Annotated in this window: 12 protein-coding genes and 4 tRNA genes; 10 read left to right on the forward strand and 6 right to left on the reverse strand. The window is 66.9% G+C overall.

The window, feature by feature from the left end; all coding sequences use genetic code 11:
• Window positions 1–26: 26 nt before the first annotated feature.
• Entirely contained in the window at window positions 27–689 is a 663-nt protein-coding gene (locus tag OPF83_RS00870) for a DsbA family protein (RefSeq protein ID WP_264885323.1), read from the forward strand.
• 126 nt (window positions 690–815) lie between these two features.
• Here the strand turns inward: OPF83_RS00870 and OPF83_RS00875 are convergent.
• Window positions 816–890, reverse strand: a tRNA-Val gene (locus OPF83_RS00875).
• 346 nt (window positions 891–1,236) lie between these two features.
• On the opposite strand from OPF83_RS00875, the gene OPF83_RS00880 reads away from it, so the two are divergent.
• The 3 genes from OPF83_RS00880 to OPF83_RS00890 all read left to right on the forward strand — a co-directional run bounded on the left by OPF83_RS00880 (window position 1,237) and on the right by OPF83_RS00890 (window position 1,536).
• Window positions 1,237–1,309, forward strand: a tRNA-Gly gene (locus OPF83_RS00880).
• Between the two features lie 50 nt (window positions 1,310–1,359).
• Window positions 1,360–1,433 (forward strand) — tRNA-Cys (locus OPF83_RS00885).
• 28 nt (window positions 1,434–1,461) lie between these two features.
• A tRNA-Val gene (locus tag OPF83_RS00890) sits at window positions 1,462–1,536 on the forward strand.
• A gap of 129 nt (window positions 1,537–1,665) precedes the next feature.
• On the opposite strand, the gene OPF83_RS00895 is transcribed toward OPF83_RS00890, so the two are convergent.
• From OPF83_RS00895 to OPF83_RS00910, 4 genes are read right to left on the reverse strand one after another with little or no spacing between them, the layout of a single operon-like run.
• Window positions 1,666–2,757 carry a glycosyltransferase family 4 protein gene (locus OPF83_RS00895; protein ID WP_264885324.1) on the reverse strand — a complete coding sequence of 364 codons (1,092 nt, stop codon included), beginning with the start codon at window positions 2,755–2,757 and terminating at the stop codon, window positions 1,666–1,668.
• A 7-nt stretch (window positions 2,758–2,764) separates the two neighbouring features.
• Entirely contained in the window at window positions 2,765–3,820 is a 1,056-nt protein-coding gene (locus tag OPF83_RS00900; RefSeq protein ID WP_264885325.1) for a glycosyltransferase family 1 protein, read from the reverse strand.
• Complete coding sequence (locus OPF83_RS00905; RefSeq protein WP_264885326.1) at window positions 3,817–5,349, reverse strand: sugar transferase; 1,533 nt, start codon at window positions 5,347–5,349, stop codon at window positions 3,817–3,819. The genes OPF83_RS00900 and OPF83_RS00905 overlap by 4 nt, the downstream gene beginning before the upstream one ends.
• Window positions 5,346–5,597: an acyl carrier protein gene (locus tag OPF83_RS00910; RefSeq protein WP_264885327.1), complete on the reverse strand. Its 252-nt coding sequence runs from the start codon at window positions 5,595–5,597 to the stop codon at window positions 5,346–5,348. Before OPF83_RS00910 ends, OPF83_RS00905 begins: the two co-directional genes overlap by 4 nt.
• Before the next feature lie 413 nt (window positions 5,598–6,010).
• Between OPF83_RS00910 and OPF83_RS00915 the strand changes: the two genes are divergently transcribed.
• The 6 genes from OPF83_RS00915 to OPF83_RS00940 are packed head-to-tail and all read left to right on the forward strand — an operon-like array spanning window position 6,011 to window position 14,582.
• Window positions 6,011–6,952, forward strand: a complete 942-nt coding sequence (locus OPF83_RS00915; protein ID WP_264885328.1) for an amino acid--[acyl-carrier-protein] ligase — start codon at window positions 6,011–6,013, stop codon at window positions 6,950–6,952.
• Entirely contained in the window at window positions 6,949–9,819 is a 2,871-nt protein-coding gene (locus OPF83_RS00920) for a glycosyltransferase (RefSeq protein ID WP_264885329.1), read from the forward strand. The genes OPF83_RS00915 and OPF83_RS00920 overlap by 4 nt, the downstream gene beginning before the upstream one ends.
• Window positions 9,816–10,877 (forward strand): GNAT family N-acetyltransferase, encoded by a 1,062-nt coding sequence (locus tag OPF83_RS00925; protein WP_264885330.1) that lies wholly within the window; start codon window positions 9,816–9,818, stop codon window positions 10,875–10,877. The genes OPF83_RS00920 and OPF83_RS00925 overlap by 4 nt, the downstream gene beginning before the upstream one ends.
• 50 nt (window positions 10,878–10,927) lie before the next feature.
• On the forward strand, window positions 10,928–12,373 hold the full coding sequence (locus tag OPF83_RS00930) for a flippase (protein WP_264885331.1): 1,446 nt from the start codon (window positions 10,928–10,930) through the stop codon (window positions 12,371–12,373).
• Window positions 12,373–13,170 carry a polysaccharide deacetylase family protein gene (locus OPF83_RS00935; RefSeq protein WP_264885332.1) on the forward strand — a complete coding sequence of 266 codons (798 nt, stop codon included), beginning with the start codon at window positions 12,373–12,375 and terminating at the stop codon, window positions 13,168–13,170. Before OPF83_RS00930 ends, OPF83_RS00935 begins: the two co-directional genes overlap by 1 nt.
• Window positions 13,167–14,582 (forward strand): O-antigen ligase, encoded by a 1,416-nt coding sequence (locus OPF83_RS00940; protein WP_264885333.1) that lies wholly within the window; start codon window positions 13,167–13,169, stop codon window positions 14,580–14,582. Before OPF83_RS00935 ends, OPF83_RS00940 begins: the two co-directional genes overlap by 4 nt.
• On the opposite strand, the gene OPF83_RS00945 is transcribed toward OPF83_RS00940, so the two are convergent.
• A complete protein-coding gene (locus tag OPF83_RS00945; protein ID WP_264885334.1) occupies window positions 14,489–15,604 on the reverse strand; it encodes a glycosyltransferase in 1,116 nt (371 codons plus the stop codon). The genes OPF83_RS00940 and OPF83_RS00945 overlap by 94 nt on opposite strands.
• Between the last annotated feature and the right edge of the window lie 12 nt (window positions 15,605–15,616).

Here is a 15,616-nt window from a genome sequence, read left to right on the forward strand (position 1 = left end):
GATCACCCTGCGGCGTTGCACCGGTTATGCGAATTGATATCTGGTCCGACGTCATGTGCCCCTTCTGCTGGATCGGAAAACGTCACCTCGAGAAAGCTCTCGAGACCTTCCGCGCGGAGAACCCCGAAGTTCCCGTCTCCGTGGTCTGGCGCGCCTACGAGCTCGACCCGTCCGCGCCGGTGATCGCCGGCGAGACCACGGGCGAGAGCAGTGCCTCGATGCTCGCCCGCAAATACGGCATGTCCACTGCGGACGCGGAGGCGAGCCAGGAACAGATGGCAGCACGGTTCGCCGAGCTCGGACTCGAGTACGACTGGCGGTCCTCCCAGGTCTGCTCGAGCCACGACGCACACCGGTTGGCGGCCCTCGCCGCCGAGCACGGCCGCGCGAACGAGGTCGACGAGGCGCTGCGGAAGGCGCACTTCACGGACGGACAGGCGATCTCGGACCCTGAGGTCCTCCGCCACATCGGGATCGACGCGGGCATTCCCGCCGAGGCTGTAGAAGATCTACTCGCAGGCAAGGGCTACGCCGACACGGTGGCCAAAGATATCGAGATCGCCCGCGGGATAGGTGTCCAGGGCGTGCCGTTCTTCGTCTTCGAGGGACGTCTCGCCGTGAGCGGGGCCCAGCCGGTCGAGGTGTTCTCCCACGCTCTCAATCAGGCTCTCACCGGCGCCGACGCTTGAGAGACCTGAGAAGTACCCGCCCGGGCGTCGCACTCGTACCGCCGTCGCGCTCCCGGGACCCGACTTCCCGCCGGGCAACGACAGAGCCCCTCCCGGGAGACCCGGGAGGGGCTCTTCTCGAACTGCTGGTGGTCCTAACTGGGTTCGAACCAGTGACCTCTCCGGTGTGAACGGAGCGCTCTTCCGCTGAGCTATAGGACCTCGCCTGTGCCGTGGCTCTCCGCCTCGGCACTGGAACACTGTAGCAAGCCGGGACCCGGTCCCCAATTCGGGCCCCGACCAGCGTCCGAGGCCGCCTCCAGAAGAGGGTGTGGGGTCCTGCGGCCGGGTCGGAATCCGAACTGGCCGGCTCCCCTGCCGGTTGCCTGACGGCAACGATCACCGCCGACGGGAATCCACATTGATGACGACCACGGCCCACCTGCCCCTTGGTCGACGTTCACACAGATGAAACGGTATTTTCGACCCCCGATTTGTGTTCTTAGTTCGGCGTCGGCTAATGTTCTTTCTCGCAGCCCGGAGAGCCCAGAGCGAACCGGAACGCGGTGCGGATGTGGCGCAGCTGGTAGCGCATCACCTTGCCAAGGTGAGGGTCGCGGGTTCGAATCCCGTCATCCGCTCGGAGGGATCGAGGAGTCAGGTTGTCCTCACCAGGCTCGATACCTTTAGCGGTGGAGTGGCCGAGTGGTGAGGCAGCGGCCTGCAAAGCCGTCAACACGGGTTCGATTCCCGTCTCCACCTCCACGGCCGACGAGAGTCGGTCGGAGAGCTTGCGCGTTTAGCTCAGCGGGAGAGCGCTTCCCTGACACGGAAGAGGTCACTGGTTCAATCCCAGTATCGCGCACCACAGATACCGCCCCCCGGCTTCAGGCCCGGGGGGCGGCTGTCGTTTCGCCATCACTTGCCGCGGGAGCCCGCGCTTTCAGCTCTCGCCAACCGCCACCACTGCTCGGCAGCTCCGCCCTGCCGATCCAGGTCATGCCTCGGTGAGTGCCTTCACCATCGCCGGGAGCGTGTGGCTGATGTCGTGCTCTGTTCGCGCCCGCGCCCGTGCCGTCTCAGCAATCAGGTCCCGGCGCTCCGGGTCCGCCAGAAGCGCAGAGATCACTTCGGCGAGCGAGTGGGGGTCGCCCGGGGGCACAAGAACTCCAGCGCCGCCTGACAGGTACTCCGCCGCTCCCCCGTGGTCCGTTGCAACTATCGGCAGCCCGGCGGCCATGCATTCAAGCACACCCAACGGTCCGGCCTCCGGAAGCACGGACGCCGAGACGGCGATCGCCCAGCGACCGAGTACCTCAGACCTGTCGACGTGGCCCAGGAAGCGGACCCGACCCCGCAGGTCGTCCCGGTCCGCCCGCTCGTGCAGGTCCCGGGAGTACGCCTCCTCCCCCGGCAGCGCGCCCCCGGCTATCTCTACCGTCGCCCCGGGGCACCGCGCGATCGCCTCGAGAAGGATGTCCTGCCCCTTCCACGGTGTGAGCGCGGCGAGGATCCCCACCGTGGGAGCACGGTCGGCGGTGCCGGTCACGTCGTGAGGGATGGACACCCCGTTGGGGCGGACCACCACGTCAGCGACCTGGGACCGAATGGCCGAGGCGGTCACCTCGGACACCGCGACGGCTCGCCGTAGCCTCGCCGCCCCGGCGGCAACGGCGACGCGCTGCTTACGGCTGACGACCGTGTCGTGGGCCAGCCAGGTAGTCACGCCGGATCGACGCGCCCGGGGGAACGCTGCGGGTAGCGCAGGCAGGGCGAAAAGAGAATTGACGACGACGACGTCGTCCTCACCGGTCACCGAGCTCAGGATGCGCCCGGCACGAATCCAGCGGGTGAGTACGCGGGCGATCCCAACCAGTCGACCGACACCACCCCGGCCCTCGAGCCCGAGAGTGGGTATGGAGACATGACGGGTGCGGGCAGGAAAGGCGTCCACGAGCGGGCCCGGTGGACTGACCAGGATGATGTCGCGTCCGGCGGTGTCGAGGCTGTGGGCCACATCGACGAGCACGTTCTCGGCGCCCGACCGGATTCCCGTCGCGTTGACCAAGACGATCGATCCGGTGCTCATGGCGTACTCATCCTCCCGACGAGAGTGACTCGTATACAGACAGGGTCTCCCCTGCGACATGCGCCCACGTCCGCATGCCGACGACATCCTCAGAGGCGCGGCGAAGCTCGGATCGCCGGCCTGAGTCCTCGACCAGTTCCCGGAGCACCGATGTCCAGTTCTCCACTGTGTCACGGGGCACCACGACCGCGCCGTTGCCGACAGACTCAGGGATTCCTCCGACTGCGCTGGCGGCCACCACAGCACCACACGCCATAGCCTCGAGTGGCGGTAGTCCAAAACCCTCGTAGCGTGAGGCGTATGCCACGACGGTGGCCGCGCGATACAGAGCGGGGACGTCAACCCCGTCGACGTACCCGAGCCCGATCGAGCCCGACGGCCGGTCGGGTCCATCGGTTCCGGCGCCACCGAGGACCATCGGAATTCCGAGCTCCCGGGCCGCCTCGGCCACCACGTGCGGATTCTTTCTCGGTTCGAGGGTGCCGAGCTGCAGGATGAACCTCTCGGGGAGACCGTACTTCGCCCGCACCGCGTCGACCTCGTGGTCCTCGGGGACCCGCACCCATCCCGCCGGCGCCAGAGGCGTGACCGTGGCGTGTCGGCCCGTCAACGCCAGCACTCGCTCCGCAGTGAACTGTGACACCGCGATCACCGCGTCCGCGCGCCGGATCGATCGACGAAGCAGCGCACGCTCGCCCCCGGCCCGTACCTCCCCGAATGCCCAGGGGGTGTCGAAGACCGACATGTCGTGCACTGTGCTCACCGTGGCGCCGCGCTGACCGAGCGGTAGGTCAACATCGAGGGAATGAAAGACATCGGCGCCGGTAACAGCTCGCAGCCCGTGCAACGCACGCGCCGCCCCACTGCTGACCGGTCTCCGGATCGCGGCAACCGCACCGGGGAGCTCATCCACCGCATCGGCCTGCACGACCGCGGCGAACCGCCGTCCGGTATGCAGAGCGGAGGTGGCGTGGATGAGCTCGCGCTGGTAGGTCTGGACTCCGCTCCCGCCCGGCCGGAGCGCCAGGGCGCCCCACACCACGGTCCGGCCGCGTCCGGTCACTTACCAGTGCCCTTGATCACGACCAGCAATGTCAGCAGGATCGACCGGATATCCATCCAGGGCGACCAGTTCTCGATGTAGAAATTGTCGAACATCACCCGATCGGCGATGCTCGTGTCACCGCGGAGGCCGTTGATCGCCGCCCATCCCGTGAGTCCCACCGGAACCCGGTGCCGAGCGGCGTAGCCGCGGTACTCGCCACTGAAGCGTTCGACGAAGTGCGGCCGCTCCGGGCGCGGTCCCACCAGGGCCATGTCGCCGCGGAAGACGTTATAGATCTGGGGGATCTCATCCAGGGACGACTTACGGAGGAACGCACCGAGCGGCGAGATTCGCGGGTCACCAGCGATGTTCCAACGGGTCTGGGACTCGTTCTCGTCCGCGGGACGCATTGACCGGAACTTCAGCAGCTCGAACTCGCGTCCGCCCTCTCCGATACGGATCTGTCGGAACAGGACGGGAGCAGTCCGGTCATCGAGCTTGACTGCGAGAGCAATGGCCAGGAACAGCGGTGAGAGCAGGACAAGTGCCAGGCCACTCAGCAGTACGTCCATGGGCCGCTTGAACTTCCACCACACCGAGCGGTGAGCCGACCGCTTTACGCGGATCAGTGGGAGCGCGTTGATGCGATCCATCCGGCCCTCGACATTCAGGTAGTCGAACAGCCGCGGGACGATGAACACCTCCGCGTCCTCGTGGTCGCACTCGGTCAGCATCTTCAGCAGTTCGCGATCGTCATAGGCACCGAAGCCGATGATGACGGTGCGTACGCGATGGCGACGGATCACCTCGACCAGACCGGCGCTCGGGTTCTCGAGCGGAATACCCATCTCGAAGGCCGTGCGCCTGGCGGAAGCAGTCCGGTCAGCGTCGACAAGTGCGACCGGAGAAAGACCGAAGTCAGGACGTTCCCGGAGCGTGCGGGCCAGGTCCAGCGAGGTGGAACCGGTTCCGACAATGATGGTGCGATGGCGGAATGCTCTGTAGCGCCGCCGACTCCACCTCAACAGTGGCGCCACGACCATGCGCGTGATGACGAGGGTCGTCACCACCACTGCCGTGAAGTACATGAGGCTGAACAGGTTCATCCCGGCGTTCGAGACGACCGCGCCGAACACGGACAGGACCGTACCAACCACCACGACCCGGGGCAGATCGTCGAGGACGGAGACGGTAAGGCGATGTCTGTAGAGCGTGGGCGAGAACATGATCGCGACGATCAGCGCCGACGCGGTCAACCACGGCCGCTCCGGAAGAAACAGCAAGGCGATGACGACGATGGCGATCGCGTCCGCGAGTCGGTGCCACACGTCGAAGCGGTAGCGCGGGGTGACGAGCAGGAACCGAATCCGACGAACCCACGGTGAGCGATGCGTGACGGTCGCCCGCGCTTGGTCGGCCGTGGCATCGACACCCCATGTGGAGTCGCGTAGTGGTGCGGAGTCGGTTGCTCGATCAGGAGCGCCTACTCGCGTGTCTGCGTCCTCACGGGAGTCAGCCAGGGCACGGGTAGGGGCGGGAACGCTCATGCGAGGTCCTTCAGCGCTTCGACCATCGACCCGATACTGGAGAAGGTGGCCTTATTCAGACGATCGTCAGGGAACTCGACGTCAAATTCGTCTTCAAGTGCGAGCATCACCTGCACGGTTTGATGGGACGTCATTCCCGCATCAAAGAGGTTGTCGGACGCGCCAAGTCCGCTGAGATCAACTTTCCCGGCCAGAGCGGTATTGAGTGCCCCCCGGACTCGGTCCTCGGCTCCCTGCAGATCGTTCATGCCCTCCCCTTTGGCCCGTCGACACTGTCTAGTAATAGTGCAAGTGGACGGTTTTGTTACCCGCCAGTAAGGGTAAGAAGACTCACACCGCGCTCATCGGGGTCTGCGCCGGGAATCACGACTGCGCCGCGAGGTGCTGCCGGGCGATCGGATTTTCGCCGACAAGCCCTTGCCGACAGCGCAATTCGGCGACACGCAGGCGCACTTGCCACAGCGAATCCCACTCGGAAACCGGCTGTCATCACCGGACCTTGTGACCAAAACCATATCGGCGAACTCGCAGGGCCGAGACGATGATCACCAGTTGGGTAGCATCCCCTGCGGGCATACGGGTGAGTCAACGACCCTCCCGGCATCGCACGAACGGTTCGTGGGTGGCCTCAGCCCGGACACGAGAGGTGGACTGCGCCTTCATGACCTCGATCGACACGCTCCACGATCAGTTCAGGCGGGAACTCGTCGAGGCCGGGCTGCTCTTCGACACCGGACTGGACGGCCTCTACGCCCGCGGTGCCGAGTTTGAGCGCATCCTCGACGCGGTGGATCACCTGATCACTCGAGATGGACACGCTGCCAGCGACCTGACTCCTGCGGGTAGTGGATACCGACTGTATCGATTTCCCCCGGTGTTTCCTCGCGACGTGTACGACAAGACCGACTACATCGAGTCCTTCCCGGATCTCACCGGGCTCGTCCACACGTTCACCGGGTCGAGCTCGGATCACCGGGCGCTGTTGGCCCGGCGGGCAGCCGACGAATCCTGGGATCACCACCTGACCCCGGGCGACACCGTCATGGTCTCCTCTGCGTGTCACCCGCTCTACGGGGCGATCCCACAGCAGCTTCCCGAGGGCGGGATCGCGGCCGAGGTGAACGGATACTGCTTCCGCCACGAACCGTCGCCGGACCCGATGCGCATGCAGGCGTTCCGGATGCACGAGTTCGTGCGGATCGGCACCCCCTCGGAGGCTGCAGAGTTCCGGACAGCCTGGGTCGGGCGGGCCCAAGGACTGCTGTCCGGTCTGGGGCTCGAAGTGGAGGCCGTCGCCGCCAACGATCCGTTCTTCGGACGTGCGGGCAAGCTCCTGGCCAACGGACAGCTCTCGAACAACCTCAAGACCGAGCTCGTCGTGCATGTCTACGGGGACGACCATCCCGCCGACGCGATCGCCTCGTGCAATCTCGCGGAGGACCACTTCGGGCGGAACTTCTCCCTGACCCTGCCGGACGGGTCAACCGCGCACAGCGCGTGTGTCGGCTTCGGTTTGGAGCGGATCACCCTTGCCCTCCTGTCGGTTCACGGCACAGACCCGGCACAGTGGCCGGCTACTGTGCGGGAGACCCTGTTCCCGTGACGGGTGCGTCCACATCGCAGGCCACCTGGTTCGGCCCGGGCGATGCCTCCCTGTTCGGGGTCCTCGAGTACCCCACCGATCGTCGTATCCGAGCCGGTGTCGTGGTGGTTGCCTCCCTCGGCATCGAGCAGGTCACCACGTACCGCGGTGCACGCGCGCTCACGGGCCGGCTCGCCCGCGAGGGATTCGCCACCTTGCGGTACGACCATCCGGGGACGGGCTCGTCGACCGGGGACCAGCTGTCGGACACCGCGTGGGACGAATGGCGTGACGGCCTCGCGACAGCCGTAGAGTTCCTCCGGAACCAGGGGGCGTCGCACGTGATCGTGCTCGGCATTCGGGCGGGCGCACTCATCGCCGCATCGGCGATCGCCTCCGGCGCCGTGACGGGGACGTCCCTCGCACTGTGGGACCCGCCGCTGACGGGCCGTCGATTTCTCCGGGAGCAGACTGCCAAGTACCGTCTGATCGTGGGCGAGGACCCGACCGACCCCGGGGTGTCCGTCCCCGGCGGCCACTTCTCTGTAGCCACAGCCAAACAAATCAAGTCCGCCGCCTGGCCTACGGAAGTCGGGGTAGACCTCCTCGCCGCACGGTCCGACGACCTGTCCACCCCGACACTCGGGCAGCTCACAGGTCCCGACACCCGGACGGTGAAGCTCGCCCAGTGTGAGCTGTTCGTCGCACCGCTGGCCTTCATCCACCACGTGCCCGAGCCTGACATCGACCTCCTCGTCAACCACCTCTCCGCCCTCGCCGACCGCACCGACCTGCCTCATCTCCCCGCCGATTCGTATTCGGACTTCGTCCCCGACATCCGCCTGACGGCGGTCGTGGGTCATCGACCGGACGGTTCGGTGATCGAGGAGGAACTGTCGACCCTCACCCCGTCCGGGCTTCCGCTGGTGACGACCCGGGTCCGGGGCGAGCCCACACGTGGCGGCGTCGTGTTCCAGTCCACCGCCAACGAGCCCTCATGGGGTCCCACACGGGCCTGGGTGGAGGCAGCCCGCGAGAACGCCGGCAACGGATTGGCCTGCTTCCGTTTCGACAAGACCGGCGGAGGCGAGGCCGGCGCGGTCGTCCCCGGCGAGATCGCGGTGCTCTACTCGCACGCTTCCCGTGAGGAAGCCGTTAATGCGCTGCATGCCCTCGGCCTACCGAGACGAGCCCTGATGGTGGTCGGACTGTGCTCTGGTGCCTGGATGTCCGCCGAGTCGGCGATCCGGGCCGGAGCCGGGACCGCCCTGCTGTTCGGAATGATCCAGTGGTCACGGGTCCGTGAGCCCGTGACCAAGGAGTTCCTCCTCCGGCACGGATACGACCTCGAGAACCAGATCCCCCCGGCCACCGAATCTGGGACCTCGCGCCTCAAACCACTGGCCCGTCGCCTCCTGCCGTATCCGGCATGGCGAGAACTCGGGCGACGGGGCTTCACTCAGGTCCCTGGTCCCCTCCTGTCCGACTTGCACTCCGCCGGCGTCCGCACGGTCGTTGCGCTGACCCCAGAGGACGATGACCACTTCACGATCCAACGCGGCGACGCCGAGCTGCGCCGGTTACGGCGGCGCGGATTCGACGGTCGAATCGAGCGCATCCCCTCCCCTCAGGGGGATCACAACCTATACCGCCCAGACACCCGCCGGTCCGCGGTCCGCCTGATCCGGCAGGAGGCCGACACGCTGCGCGCCAGGCTGGGACTGCGGATCGAGGACCAACCGGTTCGGCCGCTACGGGCGTTGTTCGTCAACGAGAACATCGGAGGCCACGCGACCGTTCACCATGCGCTACGCCGCGTCCTGGCCGCCCGCCCGGATATCGAGGCGGAGTTTCTTGACGCTCATGGGCCAGGCCTGCCCGGCCGACTGCTCCGGGCTCCGATACCGGGGCTTGCCCGGCTCGATCTCGATCTCCAGCCGCTCCGCGGCCAGCTCGTCCACTCGTGGTCCGTCACCAAGCGTGTCCGACGCCGTCTGCGCCGGGGCGACATCGACGCCGTTCACCTCTACACGCAGAACTGCATGCTCGGAGGTGCCCGAATCCTGAAGTCGGTCCCGACCGTCATCACGACCGACAGCACCGGACTGCGCAACGCCTACAGCATCCCCTACCGCACCCCGTCCCGCTTCACCCCACTGAGCAGCCGGGCTATCCTGCCGTTTGAACGCCCGGTTTTGCACGCGGCCCATCACATCCTGGCCAATGCGGCCCCCGTCGTGGATTCGCTCACGTCGCCCGACTACTCGGTGCCGCCGGAGTCAGTCTCTCTCCTGCGGATGGGGATCTGGTCGCCCCACCTCATCGCCGGGCTTCCTGACCGCCCGGAAGATCGTCGTCCCACCATCGTCTTTCTCGGGACATCGATGGAACGAAAAGGGGGATCCCTCCTCCTGGACGTGTGGCGGAACTCCTTCCGCGAGCGGGCGGACCTTCTGCTGGTCACGCTCGACCCCGTCCCCGAAGAACCGGGATTGCAGGTCGTGAACGACCTGACGCCGGGCGACGACCGACTGTGGGACCTACTCGCCGGGTCGGACATCATGTGCTTTCCGTCGACGATTGATCAGGCGCCCAACGTCGTCCTCGAGGCCTCCGCCGCCGGACTGCCCGTCATCGCCCACCCCGGCGGCGCCGTTCCCGAGATGGTCCGGGACGGGATCAGCGGTCTGCTCGTCGACGGCGCCGACCGCGACGCGGTCGCGTCAGCTCTGGACACGCTGGTCTCAGCCCCGGCCCTGCGCCGCCGCATGGGCGAGGCGGGTTTCGCGCACGTGCGCGACAACTACAGCATGGTCCATTCCGCCGACCGGCTCGTCCGGGCACTGCAGGAGGCCACCGCCACGCGAATCACGGAGTCGATCTCATGACATTCGACCTCCGTACATCCGTTGATGAGCAGCTGCGGGCCGACTGGGCCGAACTCGCCGAACAGGTCGGGACCAGGTTCGCTTCCCGTCCAAGCTACGGACTGTCCTGGCACCGACATCTCGCCCGCGGTCCGCTTCGGATCGCCACCGTGCACCGTGATGGCCGTTTGGTCGCCCTCCTCCCGCTGCACGAACGCCGCCGATTCGGGGTTCCGGTCCTGCGACTCCTCGGCCATGGCCTGGGTACTGTCTCCGAGGCGTTAGCAACCGACGAACAGGCACTGACGGACCTGGTCTCCGGACTCGCCACCACCGGCGCGGTACTCGAGCTGACCCACCTCCCGGCCTCATCGACGCTGGTCACCGCGGTCCACCGTGATCCGGGTTGGGACTCCACCTTCGATCCGGATGATCATTGTCCGGTGATCGAGCTGCCGGTCGGCACCCGCGCCGCGGACCTACGCAGCAAATCCACCCTCTCCCGCGCGGCGTCCACCCGGCGCAAGCTGGAACGTGAAGGAGCCGGTCTTCAGGTGGAGACGGTCCGAACGCCTGAAGAACTCGATGCGCGCTGGGACGACATCGTCGCTACCGCAGCGGCCGCCCAGAACGACGAGGGGGACGACCGGCTCAATCTGTGCGCGCCCCCACATGACCAGTTCACCAGAGAGTTTCTCCGTCAGGAGGCCGCTGACGGACATCTCCTGCTGTGGGGTGGCACCTTTGGCGGCATCTGGGGCGCCCACTTCGCCACGCTGCGCACCGGCCACACGGCCGAACTGTGGTTCACCCGGTTCGATCCCGACCGGGGCCGGTCCCGCCCCGGCCACCTGCTCATCGAAGCGGTATGTGACCAGCACGACGACGTCGATGTGACCAGAGTGGATCTCCTCATCGGCCGGAGCAGGTACAAGAGGGACTGGCAGAGCCACGAGTACGCGGTCGGCACACTGACCGCCGTTCCCGCCGGAAACCGGACCGCACGGTCACGCATGGCCGCGGCAGAGCACTCGGTGCGGATCCTCAGGGCTGTCGCGGAACGGGCCAGGCGCCCGTGACCGAACCGAGCCTGGAGAGGCCGGCTCAGCACTCGCAGAGCCGGTCACTGGTGACCAACTCCTCCGTCCTGGTCGCCAGCAGGATCATCACGGCGGTGTTCGGCTGGGCCGGCACTGTCGTGATCGCCCGGACCCTGTCCCCGGAGGACTGGGGACAGTACGCATTCATCTTCGGGTTGCTGGGGATCATGGCGCTGATCACCGATCTCGGGGTGGGACGCGTCGTCCTCGCCAGGCTCGCCGCGGACGACCACGATGAGGCGCGCCAGGTGGCAGGATCGTTCATCCTGCTCCGGGTACTTCTCGGCACGCTCGGGTTCGCCGTCGCCATCGCCTACGCAGCACTGACCGGACTGTCGGTCACCATGGTGGCCGTGGTCGCCTTTGCTGCCACGAGCGTCATCCTCGCCACCCCCGCCAACGCCCTGCTGGTCCTGTACCAGGCGCGACTTCGACTCGTCCCTGTGGCTCTGTGGGACATCGTGGCGCAGCTCGTGCAGTTCGCCCTCGTCCTGGTGGTCGCCTGGGCATCGCCGAGCCTGGCGTGGTTCATCATCCCTGCGATCGTCAAAGAGTTGGTGGTCCTGGTGGCCCGGTCAACCGGGGTCCTGCGCGGATCGCTCGGCTCGGTGCCCGACTTCTCCGCCGGAACCAAATACTGGGGCGAGATGCTGCGGGAAGCGATTCCGATCTCCATCGGGTTCGCGCTCATCATGCTGCTGACCAAGGTCGACATCCTCATTCTCCAGCGCTTGGACACCTACGACGCGGTCGGCATGTACGCGATCGGCTACAAATTTTCTGACCTCGTGATCATGGTGACCGTGACCATCTCGGTGCCCATCACGACAGTGCTCGTGCGGTCGTGGCCCGACGACCCCGAGACGTTCCGTCACCGGACCCGGCAGGCGATGGTCGTGGCCGGTGGGCTCGGGGCTCTGGCATCTATCGGCTTCTGGCCGACCGCCGATTTCTTCGTGGGCCTGCTCTATGGAGAAACCTTCGTCCCCGCCTCCCATGCCGCCCGGATCCTGGTGGTCTCGAGCGCGATCAGCGGTGTGACCAACATTGGGCTCGTGGCACTGGTCGCCGCGCGCAAGCTCTCCGTCTTCCCTTGGGTAGCCGGCGCCGGCGTCCTGCTCAATGTGGGCCTGAACTATCTCGCGATCCCTCGGTGGTCCTACGACGGGGCGGCAGTGGCCACCCTGATCACCGAAGTGGTGATGTTTGTGGCCTGCTTGATCGTCGTCCAGGTCAGCCTGCGGATTCGAGGCAGCGTGCCCTGGGGTCCATTGATCCGTCAGATCCTGCTCGCCGCATCCGTGATCGCTCCCGCGGCAGTGCTCATCGGGTTCTCCGGGTGGCCGTGGCCACCGGTTATCATCGTGGCTCTTGTACTCTTCGTGGCGTTGGTCGAATACAGCGGGTCACTCGAGGACGTCACTCTGCTCGGACGAATCCCCGCGAGGATCCGCCGCGGACGGAAGGACCACTGATGGCAGTCCGGCAGCCGTCCCGCACGCTCCGCGACGCCACTGCGGGTCTGCGCCCTGGTCGTTCCGGAGTGGTATTGGCCTATCACGACGTCATCTCGGACACGGCCGAGGTCTACCCCTACGCCGTCACCGAATCGACGTTCCTGCACCAACTCGACCTGGTCGAGGCAGTAGGCCTACGACCGGTCACGCTCTCCCACTTCACCGATTGCCTCGCCGCTGGCGATGCGTCCGGGCTCGCCGCAATCGTCTTTGACGACGCCCTGGTCGGGGTACACCAGCACGCGCTACCCCGCCTGGCCGATCGGGGTCTCCCGTGGACGCTTCTGCCGGTGACCGAACGCACGGGTGTCCGTCCACAGTGGTGGCCCGAAGCGTCGCGGACCATGAACAGAACCGAGATCGACGACGCCCTGTCCGCCGGGGCGACGCTGTGCGCACACACCACTACCCACGCCTCGCTTCCCGGGATGTCCACCGCAGACGCACTCGACGACCTCCGCCGGTCCCGGGACTCACTGTCCGACTGGGCGGGCACCGACATCCGCGAGCTGTGTTACCCGTTCGGGCACCAGAACGCGCGGATCCGGGCGGTGGCGTCCGACGCGGGTTACCGGGTGGGGTTCACCTTCACCAACGGGCGCAGCGATCCCCGGACAGACATGTACGCCCAACCCCGGTTGGCGATGCACGAGAACCTTCGGTCCGCGAAATGGCTGGCCACGCTCCTGCGTCCGAGACGGAGCTGGCCCCCGGTCCGCGACCTGGGCGTCGACGATTCCGGAGATGCGTCATGATCGCCGGAATCACGGTGGCCCTGGCGATCTGCGTGGTGCTCTTTGGGCTCTCGGTCAGACGACCCCAGTGGGGCGTGCTCGCCATGACAGCCCTCATGCCCTTCCACGGGCTCCTTCTGATCTACCCGGTCACCGTGTCGTTCTGGAAGGAGGCGGCGGTTCTCGCCATTCTCGTGGCGTGCCTGTTCGCCCGGCGTATGCCGAGAACTCGCACGGTCGTCGCGCCGTGGCTGCTCCCGTTGATCGTGCTCGTTCCCCTGGGGGTCATCTCCGCACTGATCGTCCACGGTGCGGATGCCTTCTTCCCACTGAAGATCGCCTTCTTCTATATCCTCCTCGCGGTGGTGGCGGTGATGTTCCCGTTCACCCGACGAGACAAGGACGTGTTTGTCTCGATACTGATCGTGACCGGGGTCCTGTCCTCGCTGTACGGGATCTGGCAGCAGTTCGCCGGGCCATTCGCCCTCGCCGACATGGGTTACGAATGGAATGAACACATCCGGAGTGCGGGCCCACTGCTGCGCAGTTTCGGCACCTTCAACCAGCCGTTCCCCTTCGGGCTCTTCCTCATGCTCGTGATCATCGTCGGGACGGCCACCGCTCTCGCCGAGCCGCATCGACTCCGATCGCGGCTATTCCTGCTCGCGTTCCCCGTCCTCGGGCTCGGCATGGTCCTGTCGGTCGTGCGGGCGAGTTACGTCGGCGTCGTGGTAGGCCTCATCCTCATCGGGGTCCTCCTCTACCGCCGTTTCCTCGGATGGCTGGGAGTCGCTGCCGCCGGCGGCGTCCTGGCACTCGCGGCAACCGCCGCGGTGTTCGGCTCCGCCGTGGTGTCGACGTTCTTCTCCAGCAGCAGCCTGGAGGACCGCGGTGGACACTGGACGACCAACGTGCCCCTCATCCTCACCCAACCGTTCGGTCAGGGACTCGGAACCACCGGGTCGTCCGCGGCCAAGGTCTCCGACGGGTGGGACCCGGCGGCGCCGCTCTACCAACCCGACAGCAATATCATCAAGATCCTGCTGGAGCTGGGCCCGCTCGGTTTCGCCTTGTATGTCGCGGTCGTCCTGCTCATGGTCATCCCGTTGACGCGGATGATCCCGCTGACCACTGATCCACTGGAGCGAGGACTCCTGGGCGGGGTGGTCGCCGCGACCCTGGCCGCATGCGTCGCCGCCCTGTTCTCGACCTATCTCGAGATCTTCCCCATGGACGCCTACTTCTGGCTGTTCCCCGCCGTCGCCGGGAGCACGAGTCTCACTGTGCGGAATCAGATCTCCGGTCGACTACGGCTTCCCCGGCCGGCGATCCTGTCCACTCACAGGACACGGTCCACGACGGCCGCGATCCGTTCCCGGAACGCCGCCTCGGAGAATCCCTCGGCGAACCGCGTCAATTCCGAGACCGAGTAGGCCGAATCATCCCAGTCGCGCATCGCCTCGGCGAAAGCGGCAACGATGTCGTCGTCGTCACACTCTCCACCCACCAACTGACCAGACACGCCCGGCACCACGGTATCCACCGCACCACCCCGACCCAGGGCCAGAACCGGCGTACCCGCGGCGATGGCCTCAACCGGCACAATCCCGAAGTCCTCCTCGCCGGGCATGACCAGTGCACGGGCGCCACGAACGAGGTCGCGCATCTCCTCCCGCGGGAGACGGCCGAGGAACTCCACGCCGGGGCCGGATCGGGCGACGCACCGCTCCATGTCCCGCCCCTCACCCACGACGAGGAGACGGACGCCGGCCTTGACGGCCGCGGCGACGGCCCTGTCGACCCGTTTGTAGGGCACCAGGCGACCGACGGAGATGAAATAGTCACCCCGTGGCACATCACCCGGAGTGAAGTAGGTGGTGTCCACGGGCGGATGCACCACCCGGGCATCCCGGCCCCACCACTGACGGATCCGTTCCCGTACCGCCGTCGAATTGGCGACGATCTCGTTCGGCGCGGGCGACCAGCGCTTCTCATTGGCTTTCGCCCGCGCGCCGAGCACGCCCAGTGCCGCTCGGCCCGCCGCCGAGTCCGTCTCCCCGTGGCGAAAGCCCGGATCCCACGCCCAGCGGGCGGGACTGTGGACATACGCCACCGACGGCACGTCGATCGCCGCTGCGGCGATCGCGAACGCATGGTGGCTGATCACCACCGCATCCGTCTCGGCGGGAGTGATCTCCGCCCGGCGCAGCGCCCACGGCACCAGAGGCAGTAGCGGCGCGTAGGACCGCCTTCCGATCAGGTCGTAGGTCCGCTGCAGCGGGCCCGTGGCCACCCGGTGGGCCAATCCGGCCGGGATGCCCTCCGGGCGCGCGAACGGAACGTGGATCGGGGCCTCCGGCCACGTGCGGGCCATCTGCTCGACCACGTGCTCGCTGCCCGCGATATCGGTGAGCCGCTCGTGCACGAGGGCAACCCGGGGCTGACGCGACCCCACTGGATGCTCCCT

Origin of the sequence: Dietzia sp. NCCP-2495, from assembly GCF_026011735.1 — a bacterium.
In the GTDB taxonomy this organism is placed as follows: Bacteria; Actinomycetota; Actinomycetes; order Mycobacteriales; family Mycobacteriaceae; genus Dietzia.

Excerpts from the sequence above, each read along its gene's own strand:
- OPF83_RS00915 (WP_264885328.1), top strand. The coding sequence starts at position 6,011 with ATGACCTCGATCGACACGCTCCACGATCAGTTCAGGCGGGAACTCGTC.
- OPF83_RS00905 (WP_264885326.1), bottom strand. The coding sequence starts at position 5,349 with ATGAGCGTTCCCGCCCCTACCCGTGCCCTGGCTGACTCCCGTGAGGAC.
- OPF83_RS00870 (WP_264885323.1), top strand. The coding sequence starts at position 27 with ATGCGAATTGATATCTGGTCCGACGTCATGTGCCCCTTCTGCTGGATC.
- OPF83_RS00935 (WP_264885332.1), top strand. The coding sequence starts at position 12,373 with ATGGCAGTCCGGCAGCCGTCCCGCACGCTCCGCGACGCCACTGCGGGT.
- OPF83_RS00895 (WP_264885324.1), bottom strand. The coding sequence starts at position 2,757 with ATGAGCACCGGATCGATCGTCTTGGTCAACGCGACGGGAATCCGGTCG.
- OPF83_RS00910 (WP_264885327.1), bottom strand. The coding sequence starts at position 5,597 with ATGAACGATCTGCAGGGAGCCGAGGACCGAGTCCGGGGGGCACTCAAT.
- OPF83_RS00940 (WP_264885333.1), top strand. The coding sequence starts at position 13,167 with ATGATCGCCGGAATCACGGTGGCCCTGGCGATCTGCGTGGTGCTCTTT.
- OPF83_RS00925 (WP_264885330.1), top strand. The coding sequence starts at position 9,816 with ATGACATTCGACCTCCGTACATCCGTTGATGAGCAGCTGCGGGCCGAC.